The following is a 16,700-nucleotide window of genomic DNA, read 5'->3' as shown; positions in this document are numbered from 1 at the left end:
TTGATTTCAATTGGATTTACTTGAGGCCTTAGCCAACCGCCGTTCAGTACGGAGTTACACTGATACAAAAGTAGATAAAGTAATAATTGAGAAATTATTCGTGGCAGCAACCCAAGCTCCCAGTGCCATGAACTCTCAGCCTTGGGCCTATGCAGTAATCCAAGACGCCGCCATTTTGAAAGAATATTCTGATCGTAGTAAACAATTTCTTTTAAACTCGCTTGATAGAGTTCCACAGCTTAACAAGTATAAAGCGGCATTTGAAAATCCTGACTTCAATATTTTTTACAATGCGCAATCTCTTGTGATTATCTTTGCAAAGTCCGAGGGCCTGCACAACGCTGAAGACTGCTGTTTAGCTGCGCAAAATCTTATGTTGACTGCACACAGTCTAGGTCTTGGAACCTGTTGGATCGGCTTTGCCCGCCCATTTTTGAATCTATCTGAAGTTAAAGAAGAACTTGGCATTCCCGCTGACTATGAAGCAGTAGCCCCTATCATTGTGGGGTATCCTCAGGTTAATCCGCCTGCAGTTCCAAAGAAATCTCCAGAAATCCTCTTCTGGAAATAAAGGAAAGTTATACTTTCTATCAGGATGACATAAAACCCGCAGCCAATAAGGTTGCGGGTTTTTACGTTCGCTTGTCCTGTAAGAAAGTATAACTTTCCGTCTGGATAAGGCAACATCGGCTTGCGCTGTCGCCAAAGGCTCAGCGCAAGCCGTGTTTTCTTTATCTGAGTAGTCATTAAGCCGAGTTCTGTTCCGCATTTGCGGCGACGATCATTTATCTGGGCCGGCAGTTGCCTGACAGCTCTAGCGACACAACCCGGAAGGTTCAGCGGGCAGCTTCATCCCTTCCCTATTCGGTCTTGCTCCAGGTGGGGTTTACCTAGCCAGTCAGTCACCTGACTGCTGGTGCGCTCTTACCGCACCGTTCCATCCTTACCTGGCAGATGCCAGGCGGTTCACATTTCTGTGGCACTTTCCCTGAGGTCGCCCTCGCTGGACGTTATCCAGCACCCTGCCCTATGGAGCTCGGACTTTCCTCGAATGCATAAAGCACGCGCGATCATCTTTCATACTCAGAAGCTATATCATTTTGGATATTTATCATAGCATTATTTACTCAACAAGTCAAACTAAGGACAATTACTATTTATCCGATGACTAACCTTCAGGTGGGGTTAAAACCCCATCTGAAGCTAAGTCTACTTTATTAAGTGCTTGACGAATTGAGCGTACTTTAGCTGGAATGTCCGGAGAACCAACAATATCAGTAACTAAAACAAAAATTTTAGCACCATGCTGTTTAACTTCCTGTATATTGTGCTCCTTAATACCGCCAATAGCAACAAACGGGATTTCATGGTTTTTAGCAACATACTCAAGATAGGCAAGCCCTACCGGCTCACAAACGTCTTTTTTGGTATGGGTGGCAAATATTGGCCCAACACCTATATAATCGACACACCCTATTGCTACCGCAGCTTTGACCTGCTCTGGCGAGTGGGTAGACAACCCAAGAATCATGTCACTACCGATCAACTCCCTAACTTTAGCTGGCGGCAAATCTTTCTGCCCAATATGTACGCCATCAGCAGCAACAAGGATCGCCAAATCGATATGATCGTTGACAATGAAAGTAACGCCAGCATTCCTTGTTATTTCCCGTATTTTCAGGCACTCTTCATACATTTGTCCAGCCTTTTTATCCTTTTCTCGGTATTGGATTACCTTAATTCCAGCAGCAATTAGCAATTCTACCACTTCAACATTATTTCTGCCAAGAGAAAATTCTTCGGCAGTTAAAGCATAGATATCGGTTGTCAAAAAATTGCTCATCCCAGGTTTGTGCATCTTAACGATCTCCTTTAATTGATTCATATCAATTACCACATCTGCCAATCTTTATATACAGGCTGATAATTCTGAGAGTATAGCATAGCGGCCATGTCAGCTACACTGCGTTCGTCAGATATCTCAAACTGGGGGACAGAGCCGTCCTCCGAATGCCCCCCCACAGTTGTACACGACCCAGCTGACATCTTGGTAATTCCAAGTTTGAGCATATTATTACGGAGTTCAGCGCTCTCGCGGGTAGATAATGTTATTCCTCCGCGCGGCATAAACAACCGGAAGGCCAACACATACTGAACCAGATTCTTGTCACTCACAATTACCTTTGGCGGAAAGCCGCCGACATGAGGCCTCATTCTGGGAGGCGACATACTTATCTCGACATCCAGGTAGTTGCGTTGCAAATAGTCGGCATGCACCCCCGTTAGAAATGCCTCACTCCGCCAATCGCTAAGACCTAAAAGAGCACCAATATTTACGGCCCGCAACCCAGCCTGGCAAGCGCGTTCAGGGGCGTCAAGGCGATAACGGTAATTACGTTTAGGTCCGGCTGGGTGTAATTCAGCATAGGTTTGTTCATGATAAGTTTCTTGATAGATCGTCATGCCGTCAACACCGGCGTTAGCAAGCTCAACGTATTCTTCTACGTTAACAGGATAAATTTCAATACTAATGGAGGTAAAGTAATCTTTTAATGTATTTACACACTCTTTGATATACTCAACTGAAGAGTGATGACGTGATTCGCCAGTAAGAATCAGAATATGTTTTAAACCGGTAGCGGCAATAGCCTCAGCCTCGGCTCTCACTTGTTCGAGTGATAATTTTTTTCGCTCAATTGCATTATTGGCGTGAAAACCGCAATAGACACACTGATTAACACAGTAGTTAGCCAAATACAGCGGTGTGTACAGCAGTATAATATGTCCAAACTGCTGTACGGTGAGACGATGCGCCTGCTGGGCCATAGCCTCAAGATGGTTCTCAGCTTTAGGTGACAATAATGCCAGATAATCAAAGACGGTTAAACGGTCTTTACTGATAATTCTTTGAATATCGCTGTCAGTAATCTGCGCAAAGAGATCGGCAAAATTCAAATCCCTGTATTTGGCTAATTCTTCATAAACACTCATGCTATCCCTCCTCTAGATATCCTCAGCAATCATGCAAAAAGCCGGTTAACGGCGACGAAGCATCCGCATAATCCTGAATAGCACCAGGACCAGCGAGATATGCTTTGCGGCCGGCGGCAACAGCTAAGCCAAAGGCTTCAGCCATTACTACCGGGTTGCTGGCTGTTGCTACAGCAGTATTAACGAGTACAGCGGCCGCCCCCATTTCCATAGCTTCAGCCGCTTCAGACGGGCGGCCAATACCGGCATCAACAATAATTGGCAATGCAATCTCTTCAATAATAATTTTTACTAACTCTTTGGTTTTAAGACCGCGATTGGTACCTATTGGCGCTCCCAAAGGCATGACAGCTGCTGCACCGGCTTCTACCAAACGTTTTGCAGACATTAAATCAGGGCTCATATAGGGAAGCACCACAAAACCTTCAGCGGCTAAAATTTCGGTGGCTTTAATCGTCTCGATGTTATCTGGGAGCAAATAACGATTATCAGAAATAACCTCAATCTTAATCCAGTTACCACACCCTGCTGCCCTGGCTAACCGAGCAATACGAACAGCTTCATCTGCTGTTCTGGCACCTGATGTATTGGGCATCAGCGTACACTCTTTCGGGATGTAGCCAACTATGTTTTCTTCCTTATTGTTAGGGTCTACCCGCCGCAAAGCTACTGTTACTACCTGTGACCCAGAGGCTCTGACTACTTCTGGAATAAGCCTGTTGTTTGCAAATTTTCCTGTCCCTAAAAACAAACGACTGGTCAGCTCCTTACCACCGATTGTTAAAAGGTCTCCAGCTAGTTTATTCTCCATAGAAATCAGCCTCCTCCTACAAAAGTGACTACTTCAAGGCAGTCTTCGGGTTGTAAAACAATGGCTTGCCAATCTTCCTTTTTAACTATTTTTTGGTTGTACTCAACCACAATAATATTAGGGTTAAATCCTTGGTTAACAACAAACTCGGCAATATTAGGACCAGCTGCTACAAGCAGTTCTTTACCATTTACAGTCAAGCGCAAAGTTGTTCCTCCTTTTTTTTTACAATAAAAAAAGCACGCCCCCGAACGGTAATGACGCGCACAATTACAATTACACACGACCTCCCTCCGCAGGTATTATCCTGATCAGGTATTAGAGGTAAGAAACTTACTAGTTCCACTCTCAGCCCATAACATGAGCTCCCTCGGCCACTCGATTCACTTATATAAATTATTTTATACCAGCATTAGCCAATCGTCAAACTCTTTATAGTTGTACGATACTGAACAAATCTACCTAATACGTTGTGAATATATCTTTAGTTATATTTCGAGTAATAATTGGAACGTTCCAGGAGTTTTTTGCAGAACAATGGTTTAAATAGTCAGCGATACATTCCACTACCGGTTGTTCAGTAGCAAAATGACCGGCATCAACAATTGCCAGCCCTTCGGCAACCGCCTGCTGGGCTTCATGATATTTTACGTCGCCAGTTACTAAGACGTCTGCGCCAGCCTGGATTGCATTTTTTATCAAACCAGCTCCACTACCGCCACATACTGCTGCTCTTCGTATTAGGGTATTTACTGTAGCTGCCACTTTTAGCGAATTAATATTTAATGCTATTTTTACCTGACTGATAAAGTCATCAAGACACAACGGGCTACTAAGGTGGCCTACTCGCCCTAGCCCATACGCAGATCCTTCATTTAGCAGCAAATATTCATCATATGCAACTTCTTCATAAGGATGTGCTGCCAACATCGCGCTAATTATGCTAGAACGTAAACGCGCCGGTAAAACTGTTTCCAGACGACATTCATCAACATACTCCATTTTACCCTGTTCACCAATGAACGGCTTTGTGTTAGGTAACGGCAAAAAAGTTCCCGTGCCCTGAGTTAAAAAAGTACAATGACTGTAATTGCCAATATGACCTGCGCCAGCCTCAGTCATAGCACTTCGTACCTGTTCAACATGTGTACCCGGAACAAACACGATAAGCTTATGAAGCTGTTCTTGATATACAGTAGTCAATGGCTTAACATCTTTCAGATTAAACTTTTGGGCTAATACGTCATTGACACCGCCAGGAGCGCTGTCAAGATTAGTATGCGCTGCATATACGGCTATATCAGCTTTAATCAAGGATGATATCATACTGCCGTACGGCGAGTCAGTGCGGATATTGGTAATACCTTTAAATATCATTGGATGATGAGCAATAATTAAATCTGCGCCTGCTGCAATAGACTCACTGACAACTTCCTGATCTACGTCTAGGGTAACCATAATTTTATGTATCACTTGATTAGGGCTGCCAAGAAGCAGTCCAACATTATCCCAATCCTCAGCTAAGTGCTTTGGAGCCAGTTGCTCAAGTTTTTTGATGATATCACTGCATTTTATAGGCATAGCAGCTTATCCTCCAGCTCTTTAAGTCGGCTGGCATACTCTCTGTATTTATCAGAATGCACGGCATCCGGGCTGCCCTGCATAGCTGATAGCACGCCGCGCAAATGCTTGATTAGTTCATTAATATGCAGTTGTAGCAAAGGATGCTTTGTCTGCCAGAGCAGCGGCCCAATCTCATTTAGCACTGTTTCAAATGCGGGGCTTTCACCCGGTTCGGCAGCGATAATTTGATAAAGTTTCCCATCTTCTTCCACCAACTGCTCTTCAACAATCTGCCAACTATGAGTATGCAACCAGTTGCGAACAAGAGAGGCGGCAATCATGGGCTGTAAAATAAGTCGCTTCAGTGTTCGCGTTACTTCGGGACAGGAGCGCAAGATATCAATAATAGTTGCACCACCCATGCCGGCGATAACCACAACATCAGCCTCACCAGGCTTAACAACCTCAAGCCCATTACCTAGCCGGACGAAAATATGATGTTCTAAATGTACTGATGCGACAGCATTTTGAGCTGATAAATACGGACCTTGGTGAACATCTCCTGCTATGGCGCAGGGAACAATATTCTGCTGTACAAGGTATATTGGCAAATATGCATGGTCTGTGCCGATATCAGCCGGTGTTGATCCGCTGGGGACCATATCTGCTATCGCCTTTAGCCGCTGACCTAATTTCACTAATAGCCCTCCTGTCAAATTCCTGTTAGTAAGCACGATGAATAAACACTAATCAGATGTATAGCAAAAAACCTGCGAAGTTATTTCGCAGGTTTTTTGCATGGTGGGCGATGACAGGATCGAACTGCCGACATCCTGCTTGTAAGGCAGGCGCTCTCCCGGCTGAGCTAATCGCCCGTGTAACTAGTATAAGGATGTTCTTCGCTATTGCTCAGAACTAAGCGATTCGCACAGGTTTTCGCGTCGCTCTCGCTCCTAAAAGACCTGGCTCTCTGCTTATCACTACCGCTCGGAAGTAAGCGACTCACTCAGGTTCTCATTTCGCCTATCGGCTCGTGAGAACCTGGTTCGCTGCTTATGGTGACCCGTAAGGGAATCGAACCCTTGATACCGCCGTGAAAGGGCGGTGTCTTAACCGCTTGACCAACGGGCCAATAATAAATGGTGGGCCCACCTGGGATCGAACCAGGGACCAGCCGGTTATGAGCCGGCTGCTCTACCGCTGAGCTATAGGCCCTAGAGATATTAAAACAGGTTTTCCGAAGGAAAGCCTGTTTAATCAGCTTAATAATAACTGGCTCCTCGAGTAGGACTCGAACCTACGACCGATCGGTTAACAGCCGATTGCTCTACCAACTGAGCTATCGAGGAATATCGCCAACGTTGATTATTATAAAACAATGTCCGTATTACGTCAAGTGCTTTATTTAATTTTTATTCAAGAAAATCTTTCAACTTTTTGCTCCGGCTAGGATGACGGAGTTTTCGCAGCGCTTTAGCTTCTATCTGGCGAATACGTTCGCGCGTAACACCGAAATACTGCCCTACTTCTTCAAGCGTCCGCGCCCGACCATCATCTAGACCAAATCGAAGACGAAGCACCTTTTCTTCACGCGGAGTAAGTGTTTCAAGCACTTCCTCCAACTGTTCCTTAAGTAGCATAAATGATGCGGCTTCGGCTGGAGCTGGAGCATCCTGATCCTCAATAAAGTCTCCCAAATGAGAGTCTTCTTCTTCACCAATCGGAGTTTCCAGCGATACGGGTTCCTGAGCTATTTTCATAATCTCCCGTACCCGTTCAACACTGACATCCATAGCTTTGGCAACTTCTTCAGGTGCCGGCTCCCGGCCTAATTCCTGCAGGAGCTGACGTGATACCCTAATAAGCTTATTAATGGTTTCAACCATGTGAACTGGAATACGAATGGTACGCGCTTGGTCAGCAATAGCTCTGGTTATTGCCTGACGTATCCACCAGGTAGCATACGTACTGAACTTATACCCCTTGTTGTAGTCAAACTTTTCTACAGCCTTGATTAAGCCTAAATTACCTTCTTGAATAAGATCAAGAAAAAGCATCCCACGGCCAACATAACGTTTTGCAATACTTACAACAAGCCTAAGGTTAGCCTCAGCCAGCCGGCGTTTAGCCTCCTCATCACCCTGTTCCATACGTTTGGCCAGTTTAATCTCTTCATCTGCAGTTAAAAGTGGTACCCTGCCAATTTCCTTGAGATACATCCGAACAGGATCATCAATACTAATGCCTTCAGGAATGGTGAGATCTATATCTACTTCTTCGGCCGTTGCTTCCATCTCGGACATGTCTGGGCCTTCAATTAATTCGGCATCTGGAACTTCGTCAACAATTTCAATGCCCTTGTTGCTAAAGATTTCATACATATCGTCAATTTCATCAGGGCTCATATCTTCTGTCTGCATGGTATCCATAATTTCAGAATACGTTAACACACCACGTTTTTTAGCTTTGTGTAAAAGCTCATTGACTTGCTCACCGGACGTAGTTTTCTTATCGGCCATAGTTTTCCCCCCTTCCTCTGGCATTTGACGGTAATAAATGGTTTAATCCTTGATTATTAGTGATGTAATTTGCTGATTTCATGTTTAATTCGCTGGCTTTCCGCCAATTCCTGCAGAAAACCACTATCCCCCATGCGTTCTAATTCATCGGCCATCAGCCGGTGTTGTTCGTACAATACGGTTAGATGTGCTAACTGCATTGTTTTAATACAATCGTCGACCAATTTGGCCACATCGTCAAATTGGGTCTCCATCAACATAATATGCGAAAACTCACTGTTTGCTTTTTCACTCAGGCTATTTACACCGGCATTTATCGCCGCCTGTGTTATATTTTTTTCCATATTATACGCATTAAATATGAAATTAATTATCTCCTGCTGCAGAACGCCTTGTACTTCTTGTGGTGAAATTTTAGCAAACACATAAGGGATAAGCGATAAATCATCACACATCATCCTAATAAGCTGACGCTCAGCCTGCACTACTGCCGGAGCTGGCTGCTTATATAGGAGTGCAATATTTACAGTTTTCCCACTTTTTACATTTTTATCCTTTTTGGCTTGAAGAATATACTTTGTTATCTCGCTTCTTAATGCGCTTTCATCAACAGCAAGAACTTGAGACAAACGGGTAATATGAGCGTTTACTTCCACTGCATTATCTGCTTCAGCCAAAATAGGCGCTAACTTACCGACAACAGCAATTTTACCTTGAACGGTGGAATAATCATCTGATTTCAGTGCTCGCTCAAGCTGATAATCTAAGAGCGGCTGCGCCGACTTGATCAAATCCCGGAAAGCCTCACTGCCATGTTTCCTGATAAATTCGTCTGGGTCTTTGCCATCAGGCACAGATACTACTTTAATGGCTGCCCCTAACGAACGCACTGTCTCAAGTGCCCGGACGGTAGCATTCTGCCCGGCCGCATCTGCGTCATAGGAGAACAGTAGCTCGGCGTTAAGCTTAATAAGGTTTCTAGCCTGCTCAGACGTAAACGCTGTGCCTAGTGATGCTACTACATTCTTGATACCCTGACTATATAGTGTTATAACATCCATATAGCCTTCAACGATAACAACCTGGCTAGAATCACGAATATGCTTATAAGCATGTTCAAATCCATATAAGACATGCCGCTTATTAAAAATCTCAGTTTCCGGCGAATTAAGGTATTTGGGTTGACTATTGTCTAAAACCCTGCCACCAAAACCAACCACCCGCCCTCTTACATCACTTATGGGAAACATAATCCGGTTACGGAATCGGTCATAAACACCATCTCCTGAAGTGCGCGCGGCAGATAAACCCGATTTTAGCAGTATATCAAGAGCTATACCACGTTCACTGAAGGTTAATGATAGTTTATCCCATGGCGGCGGCGCAAACCCTAGTTTAAAAAAATCAATCATTTCGTCAGAGATGCCCCGATTAGCCAAATACTCACGGGCAGCTTTGCCATAATTGGTTTTAGTTAAACAGGCGTGAAAAAAATCTCTGGCTAACTCATTCACCTGATATATTTTGGCAAGTTCCAGGTCTCTGGCTTGCTCACGCGGTGACTTTTCCTTTTCAGGCAAAGGAATATTAAGTTTTTTTGCCAGCAGTTTTACCGCTTCAAAGAAAGTATTGTTTTCAACCTTCATTAAAAAGTTAAAAACATTGCCCCCGCTCTGACAACCAAAGCAATAGAAAAAACCTTTGTCTGGGTTTACTGAAAACGATGGCGTTTTCTCGTTGTGGAAGGGACAACAACCCCAATAATTTTTCCCTTTCTTTTTTAGCGACACATAATCGGAAACAACGCTGACAATGTCGCTCTCTGACCGCAATCTATCGATAAAATCATCGAAAACTGCATCTTTCATTAACTCACCTTATCCAGGTTTGACAAAATTCCCTGCTAAATTTTTTGAGGATGCGGAATATGCAAATAGTTCCAAGCTTTGACTTTATTCTACATTAAGACTAATATTCCTGCCAAAAGAGTGTACGTCATAGAAAGTTGTTTATATAGCCTTTCTTATCATCTTTTGATTTAATAATTATTATTCAATATAAATAATAAAATTCCTCTTTTACATCTTGACAACAATGATAATATTTGCTCAAAAAAACACAGAGCTTATTGGTTAAGCTCTGCGAACTATTTTGGTATCCCCCAGGTAGCTGGGATGAATAGTTTTTCAAATTGCTTAATAGCGTATAGATCAGTCAAACCAGCAATGTAGTCAATCACTACCGTCTGTAATCCCCAGCGTTCTTCCCGCTCCAGAAACTCCTGGGGAAGACTTCCGGGGTTATCGACGTAATACTCGAACAGTTTACTGACAATATATTTGGCCTTTTTCCGGTCAGGCTCAAGTTCATTTGAATGATAGATTCTTTTAAACATAAACTCGCGAAACTCATCCATAGCCGCTTTGACACGGCTGGACATAATAATCTCATTTTTCCCTTCAGACTCGGTAATAATATCAGATACCATTACAGTGATCATGCTTGATGGGTTTGTACCTAACACTTTACTTACATTGGTTGGTAAATCAGAGGGGTTTAACATGCCAGCACGAATGCCGTCATCATAGTCATGGCAAAGGTACGCAATTCGGTCACCAATGCGAACGATACTGCCTTCAAGTGTAAATGGTTTATTGTCGCCAGTATGGTTTAGAATACCGTCCCTAACTTCGGCAGTCAGGTTAAGACCCTGCCCGCCCCGTTCAAGATGTTCCACCACTCGCAAGCTTTGCTCATTGTGACTATAATGGCCAATCAATTCGCGTAAAGCATATTCACCAGCATGCCCAAACGGTGTATGGCCAACATCATGGCCTACTGCAATTGCTTCGGTCAAATCTTCGTTAAGCATCAGGCCACGGGCAACTGTTCGGGATATTTGCGCAACTTCCAGGCTGTGTGTCATTCTCATACGATAATGGTCGCCAGGGGATATGTATACTTGTGTTTTATGTTTAAGTCGTCTAAAGGATTTACTATGAATGATTCGATCCCTGTCTCGTTGAAAGGCGGTACGGAAATCACACAACGGTTCTTCCCTATCCCGGACGGCTTCGCGACTTTTCGCAGCATAGGGTGATAATATTTTAAATTCCTGTTGTTCAATGCGTTCACGAACTTTCATGCTGTCAAGCCTCCTTTTCTTACCTATTATTATACCATTGTTTACCTTTTTTTGATAGCTGAGACATAAGTAGTAACATTTCAAATTCACACTACATATATTTCCTATAGGCGTCTTCTAGAATTATTTGCTATAATAGATGTGAGAAAGGAGGGAATGGAGTGAAATATAATAGAATATTTTTATCCACTCTTTTAGTATTTATTCTTTTAACAGGCATTGCATCGGCCGCCAAACCAATTATAACTGCTGAACGTACATACTTTGATATTAATACAGGCCTGTATGTTTTAAATGGCAACGTTTACATTGAAGTTAAAAACAGGACCATTACTGCTGGCCAAGCCAAGGTAAATCCAGCTACGTTAGAAGTATGGGCCTCAGGCGGCATAACTGTAAAGCAGCGTGACATCTATTTTACCGGTGATAGTGTTTATGTTTATGGCACCAAGGACCATGCGAAGATTGACGGTGGCGTAAACCTATCACGGAACAACCTCTCAATTGGCGCTGACAGTGTCGACTTTAACTGGCGTACCAGAGTCGCCGTTTTCAACGGCAATGTCCGCGTATCCGAGGGCGGTACCAATTGGACGGCCGATTCTGTAAGCTACAATGTTGATCAAAATTGTTTTTTATAACCAGAAACGTCCCTGGAAAACAGTTCAAAACTGAACTGCACCAGGGACGTTTTTATTGGTTATTTTGCCAATTTATTTTTCTGAACTACTTCTAGTATGCGATTGGCCGTCTCTTCTATTGCCTTGTTTGAGACATCGATTACCGGGCAGTCCAGCCGCCGCATAATTAAGCGGGCATAATCAAGTTCCTCATGTATCCGCCCAATATTGGCATAGCTGGCATCAGGTGCTAACCCCATAGTCTTTAGGCGTTCACAACGAATCTCATTAAGCTTAAACTTATCAATAATCAAGCCGACAATCCGGTGTGATGGAACTTGGAAAAGCTCCTGCGGCAGCGGTGCTTCTGGTACAAGTGGCACATTAGCCACTTTAACTTTCTTATGAGCCAAATACATACTAAGTGGGGTTTTCGAGGTACGTGATACACCAATAATAACAATGTCGGCTTTTAAGAGGCCCAGCGGGTTTTTGCCATCATCGTATTTAACGGCAAATTCCACTGCTTCCACTCGTTTAAAATATTCCTGATCCAGCTTATGGATCAGGCCCGGTTTGAGCCGTGGAACCATACCTGAAACATTTTGTACAGCATGAATCATAGGGCCCATAATATCAATTGTAGGAATATTGTGTTCCTGAGCTTGTTCCAGCAGCGCTTCGCGCAAATCAGCAGACACTAAGGTATGACAAATAACACTGCTATGTTTAGCCGCTTCTCGCACTGTTTCAGCAATTTGTTCTACCGAGTTGATATATGGGATTCTAATAATATCAAATTCTCCGGAGTTAAACTGACTGGCGGTAGCACGAGCCACCATCTCAGCAGTTTCGCCAATAGAATCTGACAATGCATAAATAATCGGCAGGTTAGCTATAGCTGTTCCCCTCCTCGTCCCTCGCCAAGTTCAACGAACAATCTGGCGATATTAGTTTTGGTAAGCCGTCCGACCACTTCATAGACTTTCGCGCCTTGATGATTGGCCAGCAAAACAACTGGCAGACTGTCTACCTCGTTGTCGATAATTTTCTTTGCCGCTGTTAAAACAGGTTCGTCTGGAGATGTTACCACAATCTTGGGCATAGGAGTCATCAGCACTTTAACCGGCATCTTATGAAGGTCGCTCCCCCCCATAGCTACCTTAAGCACGTCTTTACGAGACACCACCCCGGCTAGGATTCCTCCTGGCTCAACGACAAATACCGAGCCTACATCCTCAAGAAACATGGTAACAACAGCATCATACGCACTTGTACCTGAGGTGACAACAACAGGTACTGATTGTATATCCTGTACCTTGATTCGGCTCACTTGTTCAGTAACCATGCTTAACGCATTCTTTCCGGTATAAAAGTAGCCTACTTTGGGACGGGCATCCACCATACCGGACATAACCAGGATAGCCAAGTCAGGCCTGAGTGCCGCTCTGGTCACATTAAGACGCTCAGCAATCTGTTCTCCTGTAATCGGCCCTAAAGTCCTGACCATCTCAGCAATTTTCTCTTGCCGTGCCGTTAACCCCAATACCTTGCCACCCCCTTCGCTCACGGGCGTAAATCAACTACATAATGACAATTTTAGATAAATCAGCAGTTTGCGCTGACAGACCGGATATAGCTTTGAGCAAAGCCAAGCGGTTGTTTTTAACAGCAGTATCTTCTACCATAACCATAACAGCACCGAAAAAGGCGTCAATTGGCGCAGCCATACCAGCCAATACGGTAAGTACGCCCTGATAATTTTTCTCTATTTGGTACTTTTCAATCACCGTGCTGGCTTCTACATAAGCCTTATACAAAGCGTGTTCAGCCTCGGTGGAAAATAAACCTGGTTCAATGGTTTCCGACCCAGCATTTTTCGCCAGATTCCCCACCCGTACAAGGGCCTGCACTGCCTTTTGCATAGCAATGGTTCCACCCTCTACTGCCATGGCTTTAGCTCTCAACCAGGTATCATAAATATCGTCAATACCGGCTGCCAATACAGCGTCAATCATGTCATATCTGAGGTTTTCGTCAGTTAGAATATTTTTAATGCGCAGACGGAAAAACTCCTGGATATCTGCTAATAGTTTAGTCCGTCGTTCATTGTCGCTAATTCCTAGTAAGTCCATGGCCTGCCCTGCTATAGCTGCTAAGGAGGCGTGGTATTTAGCGTCAATTAAAATGTTTACTATGCCAAGAGCCTGACGTCTCAGCGCATAAGGGTCTTGAGAACCTGTCGGCAGCAGTCCCCGGCTGAAGGTGGCCACAATATTATCCATCTTGTCGGCTATACTGATTAAACGTCCAGCAGTTGACTGCGGCAATACATCCCCGGCAAACCGTGGCAGGTAATGCTCAAAAACAGCATCGGCAACTTCAGCCTGTTCGCCGCTTAACCGGGCGTATTCCCGGCCCATGATACCCTGCAGCTCGGTAAATTCATTAACCATACCTGTCACTAAGTCGGCTTTGGCCAAATGAGCACCGCGATTAACAACATCTAGTTCGCTCTGGCTACTCCCAAGCATTTGCCCAACCCCAGAAGCCAGACGCTCTAAACGTAAAACTTTATCATAAAGAGTTCCCAATCCCTCTTGGAATACAATAGACTTAAGTTTCTCTACGCGGTTGGCTAATGGCACTTTTTGGTCTTCTTCAAAAAAGAACTGGGCATCTGCCAGTCTTGCCCTAAGAACTCGCTCATTACCATGGCGAACAATATCAATATGGTCTGAGCCGCCATTTCTAACTGTGATAAATATAGGCAGCAGTTTTCCAGCTTTATCGATAACAGGGAAATACCGCTGATGTTCACGCATAGGAGTAATAATAGCTTCAGGTGGCAGACTGAGATATTTTTCTTCGAAATTGCCACACAGTGCTGTCGGGTATTCTACCAGATAGACTACTTCTTCCAGCAATTCTTCATCAATAGTTGCTGTTCCGCCCCTGCTTACTGCTAAGGTTTCGATTTGCTCTCTGATTACACGACGGCGTACGTCTTGATCAACCATGACAAAGTTTTCGCCGAGCCGAGCAAAGTAATCTTCAACTGAGTTTACTTCTACCTCGGCCTGTCCCAGGAAACGATGTCCACGCGTAACATTGCCTGAAGCCACACCCGGCAGGGTAAAAGGAACGACTTGGCTACCAAATAATGCAACCACCCAGCGGATTGGACGAACAAACCGCATGTCCAGATCGCCCCAGCGCATGTTCTTAGGAAACGACATATTATTTACAATATCGGTTAAAAGCCCGGGCAGGAGCTCTGCAACCGGCCGGCCGACTTCCTGGACGATAGCATATATATAGTCATCTTTAACAACAAGTGCCGCCGGATCAATCCCCTGGCCCCGGGCAAAGCCTAATGCCGCTTTAGTAGGTGCACCATCTGGACCAAAAGCAATTTTTACTGACGGACCTTTATTTTCACTATGCTTATCTGCTTGGCTTGCAGCCACTTCTTTTACAATTACAGCCATACGGCGCGGTGTGCCGACAGCCCGGACTTCACCATGGATAATTCTGAGTTCTGCCAGTTTCGTTTTAGCAGCACTTTCCAGTTGCGCCAACGCACCAGGCATAAACTTTGCTGGGATTTCTTCTGTACCTATTTCTAACAATAAATCGTTGGTCATAGCTTATTTACCTCCCTTTAGGAGCGGGTAGCCCAGCTTTTCGCGCTGCTCCAGATAGCCTTGAGCACAGAGGCGTGCCAGGTTTCGTACTCTACCAATAAAGCCAGTACGCTCACTGACACTGATCGCACCGCGGGAACCGAGCAGATTGAAGCTGTGGGAGCACTTTAACACATAGTCATATGCCGGTAGCACATAACCCAGTTCAATGACTCTAATGGCTTCTTTTTCATACATGTCAAATAGCTTAAACAGCAGCTCAGTATCGGCGATTTCAAAATTATAATAAGACTGCTCCACTTCATTGCGGTGGAAAACATCGCCATAAGTAATGCCATTTACCCATTCGATATCAAAAACATTTTCTTTTCCCTGAATATACATAGCCAACCGTTCTAAGCCATAGGTAATTTCTACAGATACCGGTTTCACATCAATACTGCCTACTTGCTGGAAGTAGGTAAATTGAGTGATTTCCATACCATCCAGCCATACTTCCCAGCCTAGACCCCAAGCGCCTAGTGTTGGTGATTCCCAGTTATCCTCAACAAACCGGATATCGTGTTTAGCTGGATCAATTCCCAGCTTAGCCAGGCTGGCTAAATATAATTCCTGAATATTGGACGGTGACGGCTTCATAATGACTTGATACTGATGATGCTGGAACAGGCGGTTAGGGTTGTCACCATAACGCCCGTCAGCCGGACGGCGTGAGGGCTCAACATAAGCCACATTCCATGGCTCAGGTCCCAGCGCTCGTAAGAAAGTTGCCGGATTCATAGTACCAGCACCTTTCTCCACATCATAAGGCTGTTGAATTATACAATTTTGTTCTGCCCAAAAATTTTGCAGTGTCAGGATTATCTCCTGGAATGTCATAAACGTTGACCTCCTACTAAAAAATAAAAACATCTTGTCCCAGTAACTTATGTTCAAGTTACAGGGACGAGATGTTATTCCCGCGGTTCCACCCTGATTGGGTGTATAAAACACCCCACCTTAATATATTGCAAGCTTTACTTTCCGCAAGATCTACGACCTCCGGATTTCCTCCTGCAGCTTGGGAAGGCCTTTCACCTTTAAATACCAGGCTTACACTCTCCCTGGTTCGCTGCATGAAAAAGGTTACTTATTCCCGCATTGCCGTAATTGTCGACTCTAATCGCTGTATAGTTTTATCTATTAGCTATAGTACCCAATGTTCAAAATTTTATCATGGAAATACAGGAAAATCAAGGACTTCTTACTTTTCAGCATACATACCCAAGCAAAATTTTTAATGAAATTCTATATTAACATATTTTTGATTACGTAAATTACATAATCCTTTGAGATGCTGTCATAGGTGGATGCATACCCTAAAGGAAACAAGTACTGGTACTATAAACGGAAGCCCCCTTCCCA

General features: G+C 44.2%; 15 protein-coding genes, 4 tRNA genes, 1 other RNA gene and 1 riboswitch. Of the genes, 2 read left to right on the top strand and 18 right to left on the bottom strand.

Annotation, left to right across the window (positions count from 1 at the left end):
• The first annotated feature begins 10 nt into the window (after positions 1-10).
• A complete protein-coding gene (locus B9A22_RS15770) occupies positions 11-571 on the top strand; it encodes a nitroreductase family protein (RefSeq protein ID WP_084576909.1) in 561 nt (186 codons plus the stop codon).
• Between the two features lie 161 nt (positions 572-732).
• On the opposite strand, the gene rnpB is transcribed toward B9A22_RS15770, so the two are convergent.
• The 14 genes from rnpB to B9A22_RS15700 form a co-directional block, all read right to left on the bottom strand.
• Positions 733-1,086: RNase P RNA component class A (gene rnpB, locus B9A22_RS15765), an RNA gene on the bottom strand.
• Between the two features lie 82 nt (positions 1,087-1,168).
• A complete protein-coding gene (thiE, locus tag B9A22_RS15760; RefSeq protein ID WP_245824015.1) occupies positions 1,169-1,885 on the bottom strand; it encodes a thiamine phosphate synthase in 717 nt (238 codons plus the stop codon).
• A 5-nt stretch (positions 1,886-1,890) separates the two neighbouring features.
• Positions 1,891-2,991, bottom strand: a complete 1,101-nt coding sequence (thiH, locus tag B9A22_RS15755; protein ID WP_084576908.1) for a 2-iminoacetate synthase ThiH — start codon at positions 2,989-2,991, stop codon at positions 1,891-1,893.
• A gap of 22 nt (positions 2,992-3,013) precedes the next feature.
• Positions 3,014-3,802 (bottom strand): thiazole synthase, encoded by a 789-nt coding sequence (locus B9A22_RS15750; RefSeq protein WP_084576907.1) that lies wholly within the window; start codon positions 3,800-3,802, stop codon positions 3,014-3,016.
• Positions 3,803-3,807: 5 nt separating this feature from the next.
• On the bottom strand, positions 3,808-4,002 hold the full coding sequence (gene thiS / locus B9A22_RS15745) for a sulfur carrier protein ThiS (RefSeq protein WP_245824014.1): 195 nt from the start codon (positions 4,000-4,002) through the stop codon (positions 3,808-3,810).
• A gap of 71 nt (positions 4,003-4,073) precedes the next feature.
• Positions 4,074-4,184, bottom strand: a riboswitch (TPP riboswitch).
• 80 nt (positions 4,185-4,264) lie between these two features.
• Complete coding sequence (locus B9A22_RS15740) at positions 4,265-5,383, bottom strand: Nif3-like dinuclear metal center hexameric protein (protein ID WP_084576905.1); 1,119 nt, start codon at positions 5,381-5,383, stop codon at positions 4,265-4,267.
• Positions 5,374-6,063 carry a tRNA (adenine(22)-N(1))-methyltransferase gene (locus tag B9A22_RS15735; RefSeq protein WP_084576904.1) on the bottom strand — a complete coding sequence of 230 codons (690 nt, stop codon included), beginning with the start codon at positions 6,061-6,063 and terminating at the stop codon, positions 5,374-5,376. Before B9A22_RS15735 ends, B9A22_RS15740 begins: the two co-directional genes overlap by 10 nt.
• A 101-nt stretch (positions 6,064-6,164) precedes the next feature.
• Positions 6,165-6,240: transfer RNA gene (locus B9A22_RS15730), tRNA-Val, on the bottom strand.
• 181 nt (positions 6,241-6,421) lie between these two features.
• Positions 6,422-6,496: transfer RNA gene (locus tag B9A22_RS15725), tRNA-Glu, on the bottom strand.
• A gap of 9 nt (positions 6,497-6,505) precedes the next feature.
• Positions 6,506-6,580 (bottom strand) — tRNA-Ile (locus B9A22_RS15720).
• Between the two features lie 58 nt (positions 6,581-6,638).
• Positions 6,639-6,714: transfer RNA gene (locus B9A22_RS15715), tRNA-Asn, on the bottom strand.
• Between the two features lie 63 nt (positions 6,715-6,777).
• On the bottom strand, positions 6,778-7,884 hold the full coding sequence (gene rpoD / locus B9A22_RS15710) for an RNA polymerase sigma factor RpoD (protein ID WP_176215551.1): 1,107 nt from the start codon (positions 7,882-7,884) through the stop codon (positions 6,778-6,780).
• 56 nt (positions 7,885-7,940) lie between these two features.
• Positions 7,941-9,752: a DNA primase gene (gene dnaG, locus B9A22_RS15705; RefSeq protein ID WP_084576902.1), complete on the bottom strand. Its 1,812-nt coding sequence runs from the start codon at positions 9,750-9,752 to the stop codon at positions 7,941-7,943.
• A gap of 278 nt (positions 9,753-10,030) precedes the next feature.
• A complete protein-coding gene (locus B9A22_RS15700) occupies positions 10,031-11,029 on the bottom strand; it encodes a deoxyguanosinetriphosphate triphosphohydrolase (protein WP_084576901.1) in 999 nt (332 codons plus the stop codon).
• Positions 11,030-11,190: 161 nt separating this feature from the next.
• On the opposite strand from B9A22_RS15700, the gene B9A22_RS15695 reads away from it, so the two are divergent.
• Positions 11,191-11,670 (top strand): LptA/OstA family protein, encoded by a 480-nt coding sequence (locus tag B9A22_RS15695; protein WP_084576900.1) that lies wholly within the window; start codon positions 11,191-11,193, stop codon positions 11,668-11,670.
• A gap of 59 nt (positions 11,671-11,729) precedes the next feature.
• Here B9A22_RS15695 and B9A22_RS15690 read toward each other — a convergent pair whose 3' ends face one another.
• From B9A22_RS15690 to glyQ, 4 genes are read right to left on the bottom strand one after another with little or no spacing between them, the layout of a single operon-like run.
• Positions 11,730-12,521, bottom strand: coding sequence for a pyruvate, water dikinase regulatory protein (locus tag B9A22_RS15690; RefSeq protein WP_281252398.1), 792 nt, complete (start codon positions 12,519-12,521; stop codon positions 11,730-11,732).
• A 23-nt stretch (positions 12,522-12,544) separates the two neighbouring features.
• Positions 12,545-13,195 carry a transcriptional regulator CcpN gene (ccpN, locus tag B9A22_RS15685; protein ID WP_084576898.1) on the bottom strand — a complete coding sequence of 217 codons (651 nt, stop codon included), beginning with the start codon at positions 13,193-13,195 and terminating at the stop codon, positions 12,545-12,547.
• Positions 13,196-13,232: 37 nt separating this feature from the next.
• Positions 13,233-15,296: a glycine--tRNA ligase subunit beta gene (glyS, locus tag B9A22_RS15680; protein ID WP_084576897.1), complete on the bottom strand. Its 2,064-nt coding sequence runs from the start codon at positions 15,294-15,296 to the stop codon at positions 13,233-13,235.
• 3 nt (positions 15,297-15,299) lie between these two features.
• Positions 15,300-16,175, bottom strand: a complete 876-nt coding sequence (gene glyQ, locus B9A22_RS15675; protein ID WP_084576896.1) for a glycine--tRNA ligase subunit alpha — start codon at positions 16,173-16,175, stop codon at positions 15,300-15,302.
• Positions 16,176-16,700: the final 525 nt, after the last annotated feature.

This window comes from Sporomusa malonica (genome assembly GCF_900176355.1).
Taxonomy (GTDB): Bacteria; Bacillota; Negativicutes; order Sporomusales; family Sporomusaceae; genus Sporomusa; species Sporomusa malonica.
This window is presented reverse-complemented; position numbering and strand designations above follow the sequence as displayed.

What these genes read in the sequence shown, in the direction of transcription:
- thiE (WP_245824015.1), bottom strand. Translation starts at nt 1,885, where the DNA reads ATGAATCAATTAAAGGAGATCGTTAAGATGCACAAACCTGGGATGAGC.
- thiH (WP_084576908.1), bottom strand. Translation starts at nt 2,991, where the DNA reads ATGAGTGTTTATGAAGAATTAGCCAAATACAGGGATTTGAATTTTGCC.
- B9A22_RS15750 (WP_084576907.1), bottom strand. Translation starts at nt 3,802, where the DNA reads ATGGAGAATAAACTAGCTGGAGACCTTTTAACAATCGGTGGTAAGGAG.
- B9A22_RS15740 (WP_084576905.1), bottom strand. Translation starts at nt 5,383, where the DNA reads ATGCCTATAAAATGCAGTGATATCATCAAAAAACTTGAGCAACTGGCT.
- rpoD (WP_176215551.1), bottom strand. Translation starts at nt 7,884, where the DNA reads ATGGCCGATAAGAAAACTACGTCCGGTGAGCAAGTCAATGAGCTTTTA.
- dnaG (WP_084576902.1), bottom strand. Translation starts at nt 9,752, where the DNA reads ATGAAAGATGCAGTTTTCGATGATTTTATCGATAGATTGCGGTCAGAG.
- B9A22_RS15700 (WP_084576901.1), bottom strand. Translation starts at nt 11,029, where the DNA reads ATGAAAGTTCGTGAACGCATTGAACAACAGGAATTTAAAATATTATCA.
- glyS (WP_084576897.1), bottom strand. Translation starts at nt 15,296, where the DNA reads ATGACCAACGATTTATTGTTAGAAATAGGTACAGAAGAAATCCCAGCA.
- glyQ (WP_084576896.1), bottom strand. Translation starts at nt 16,175, where the DNA reads ATGACATTCCAGGAGATAATCCTGACACTGCAAAATTTTTGGGCAGAA.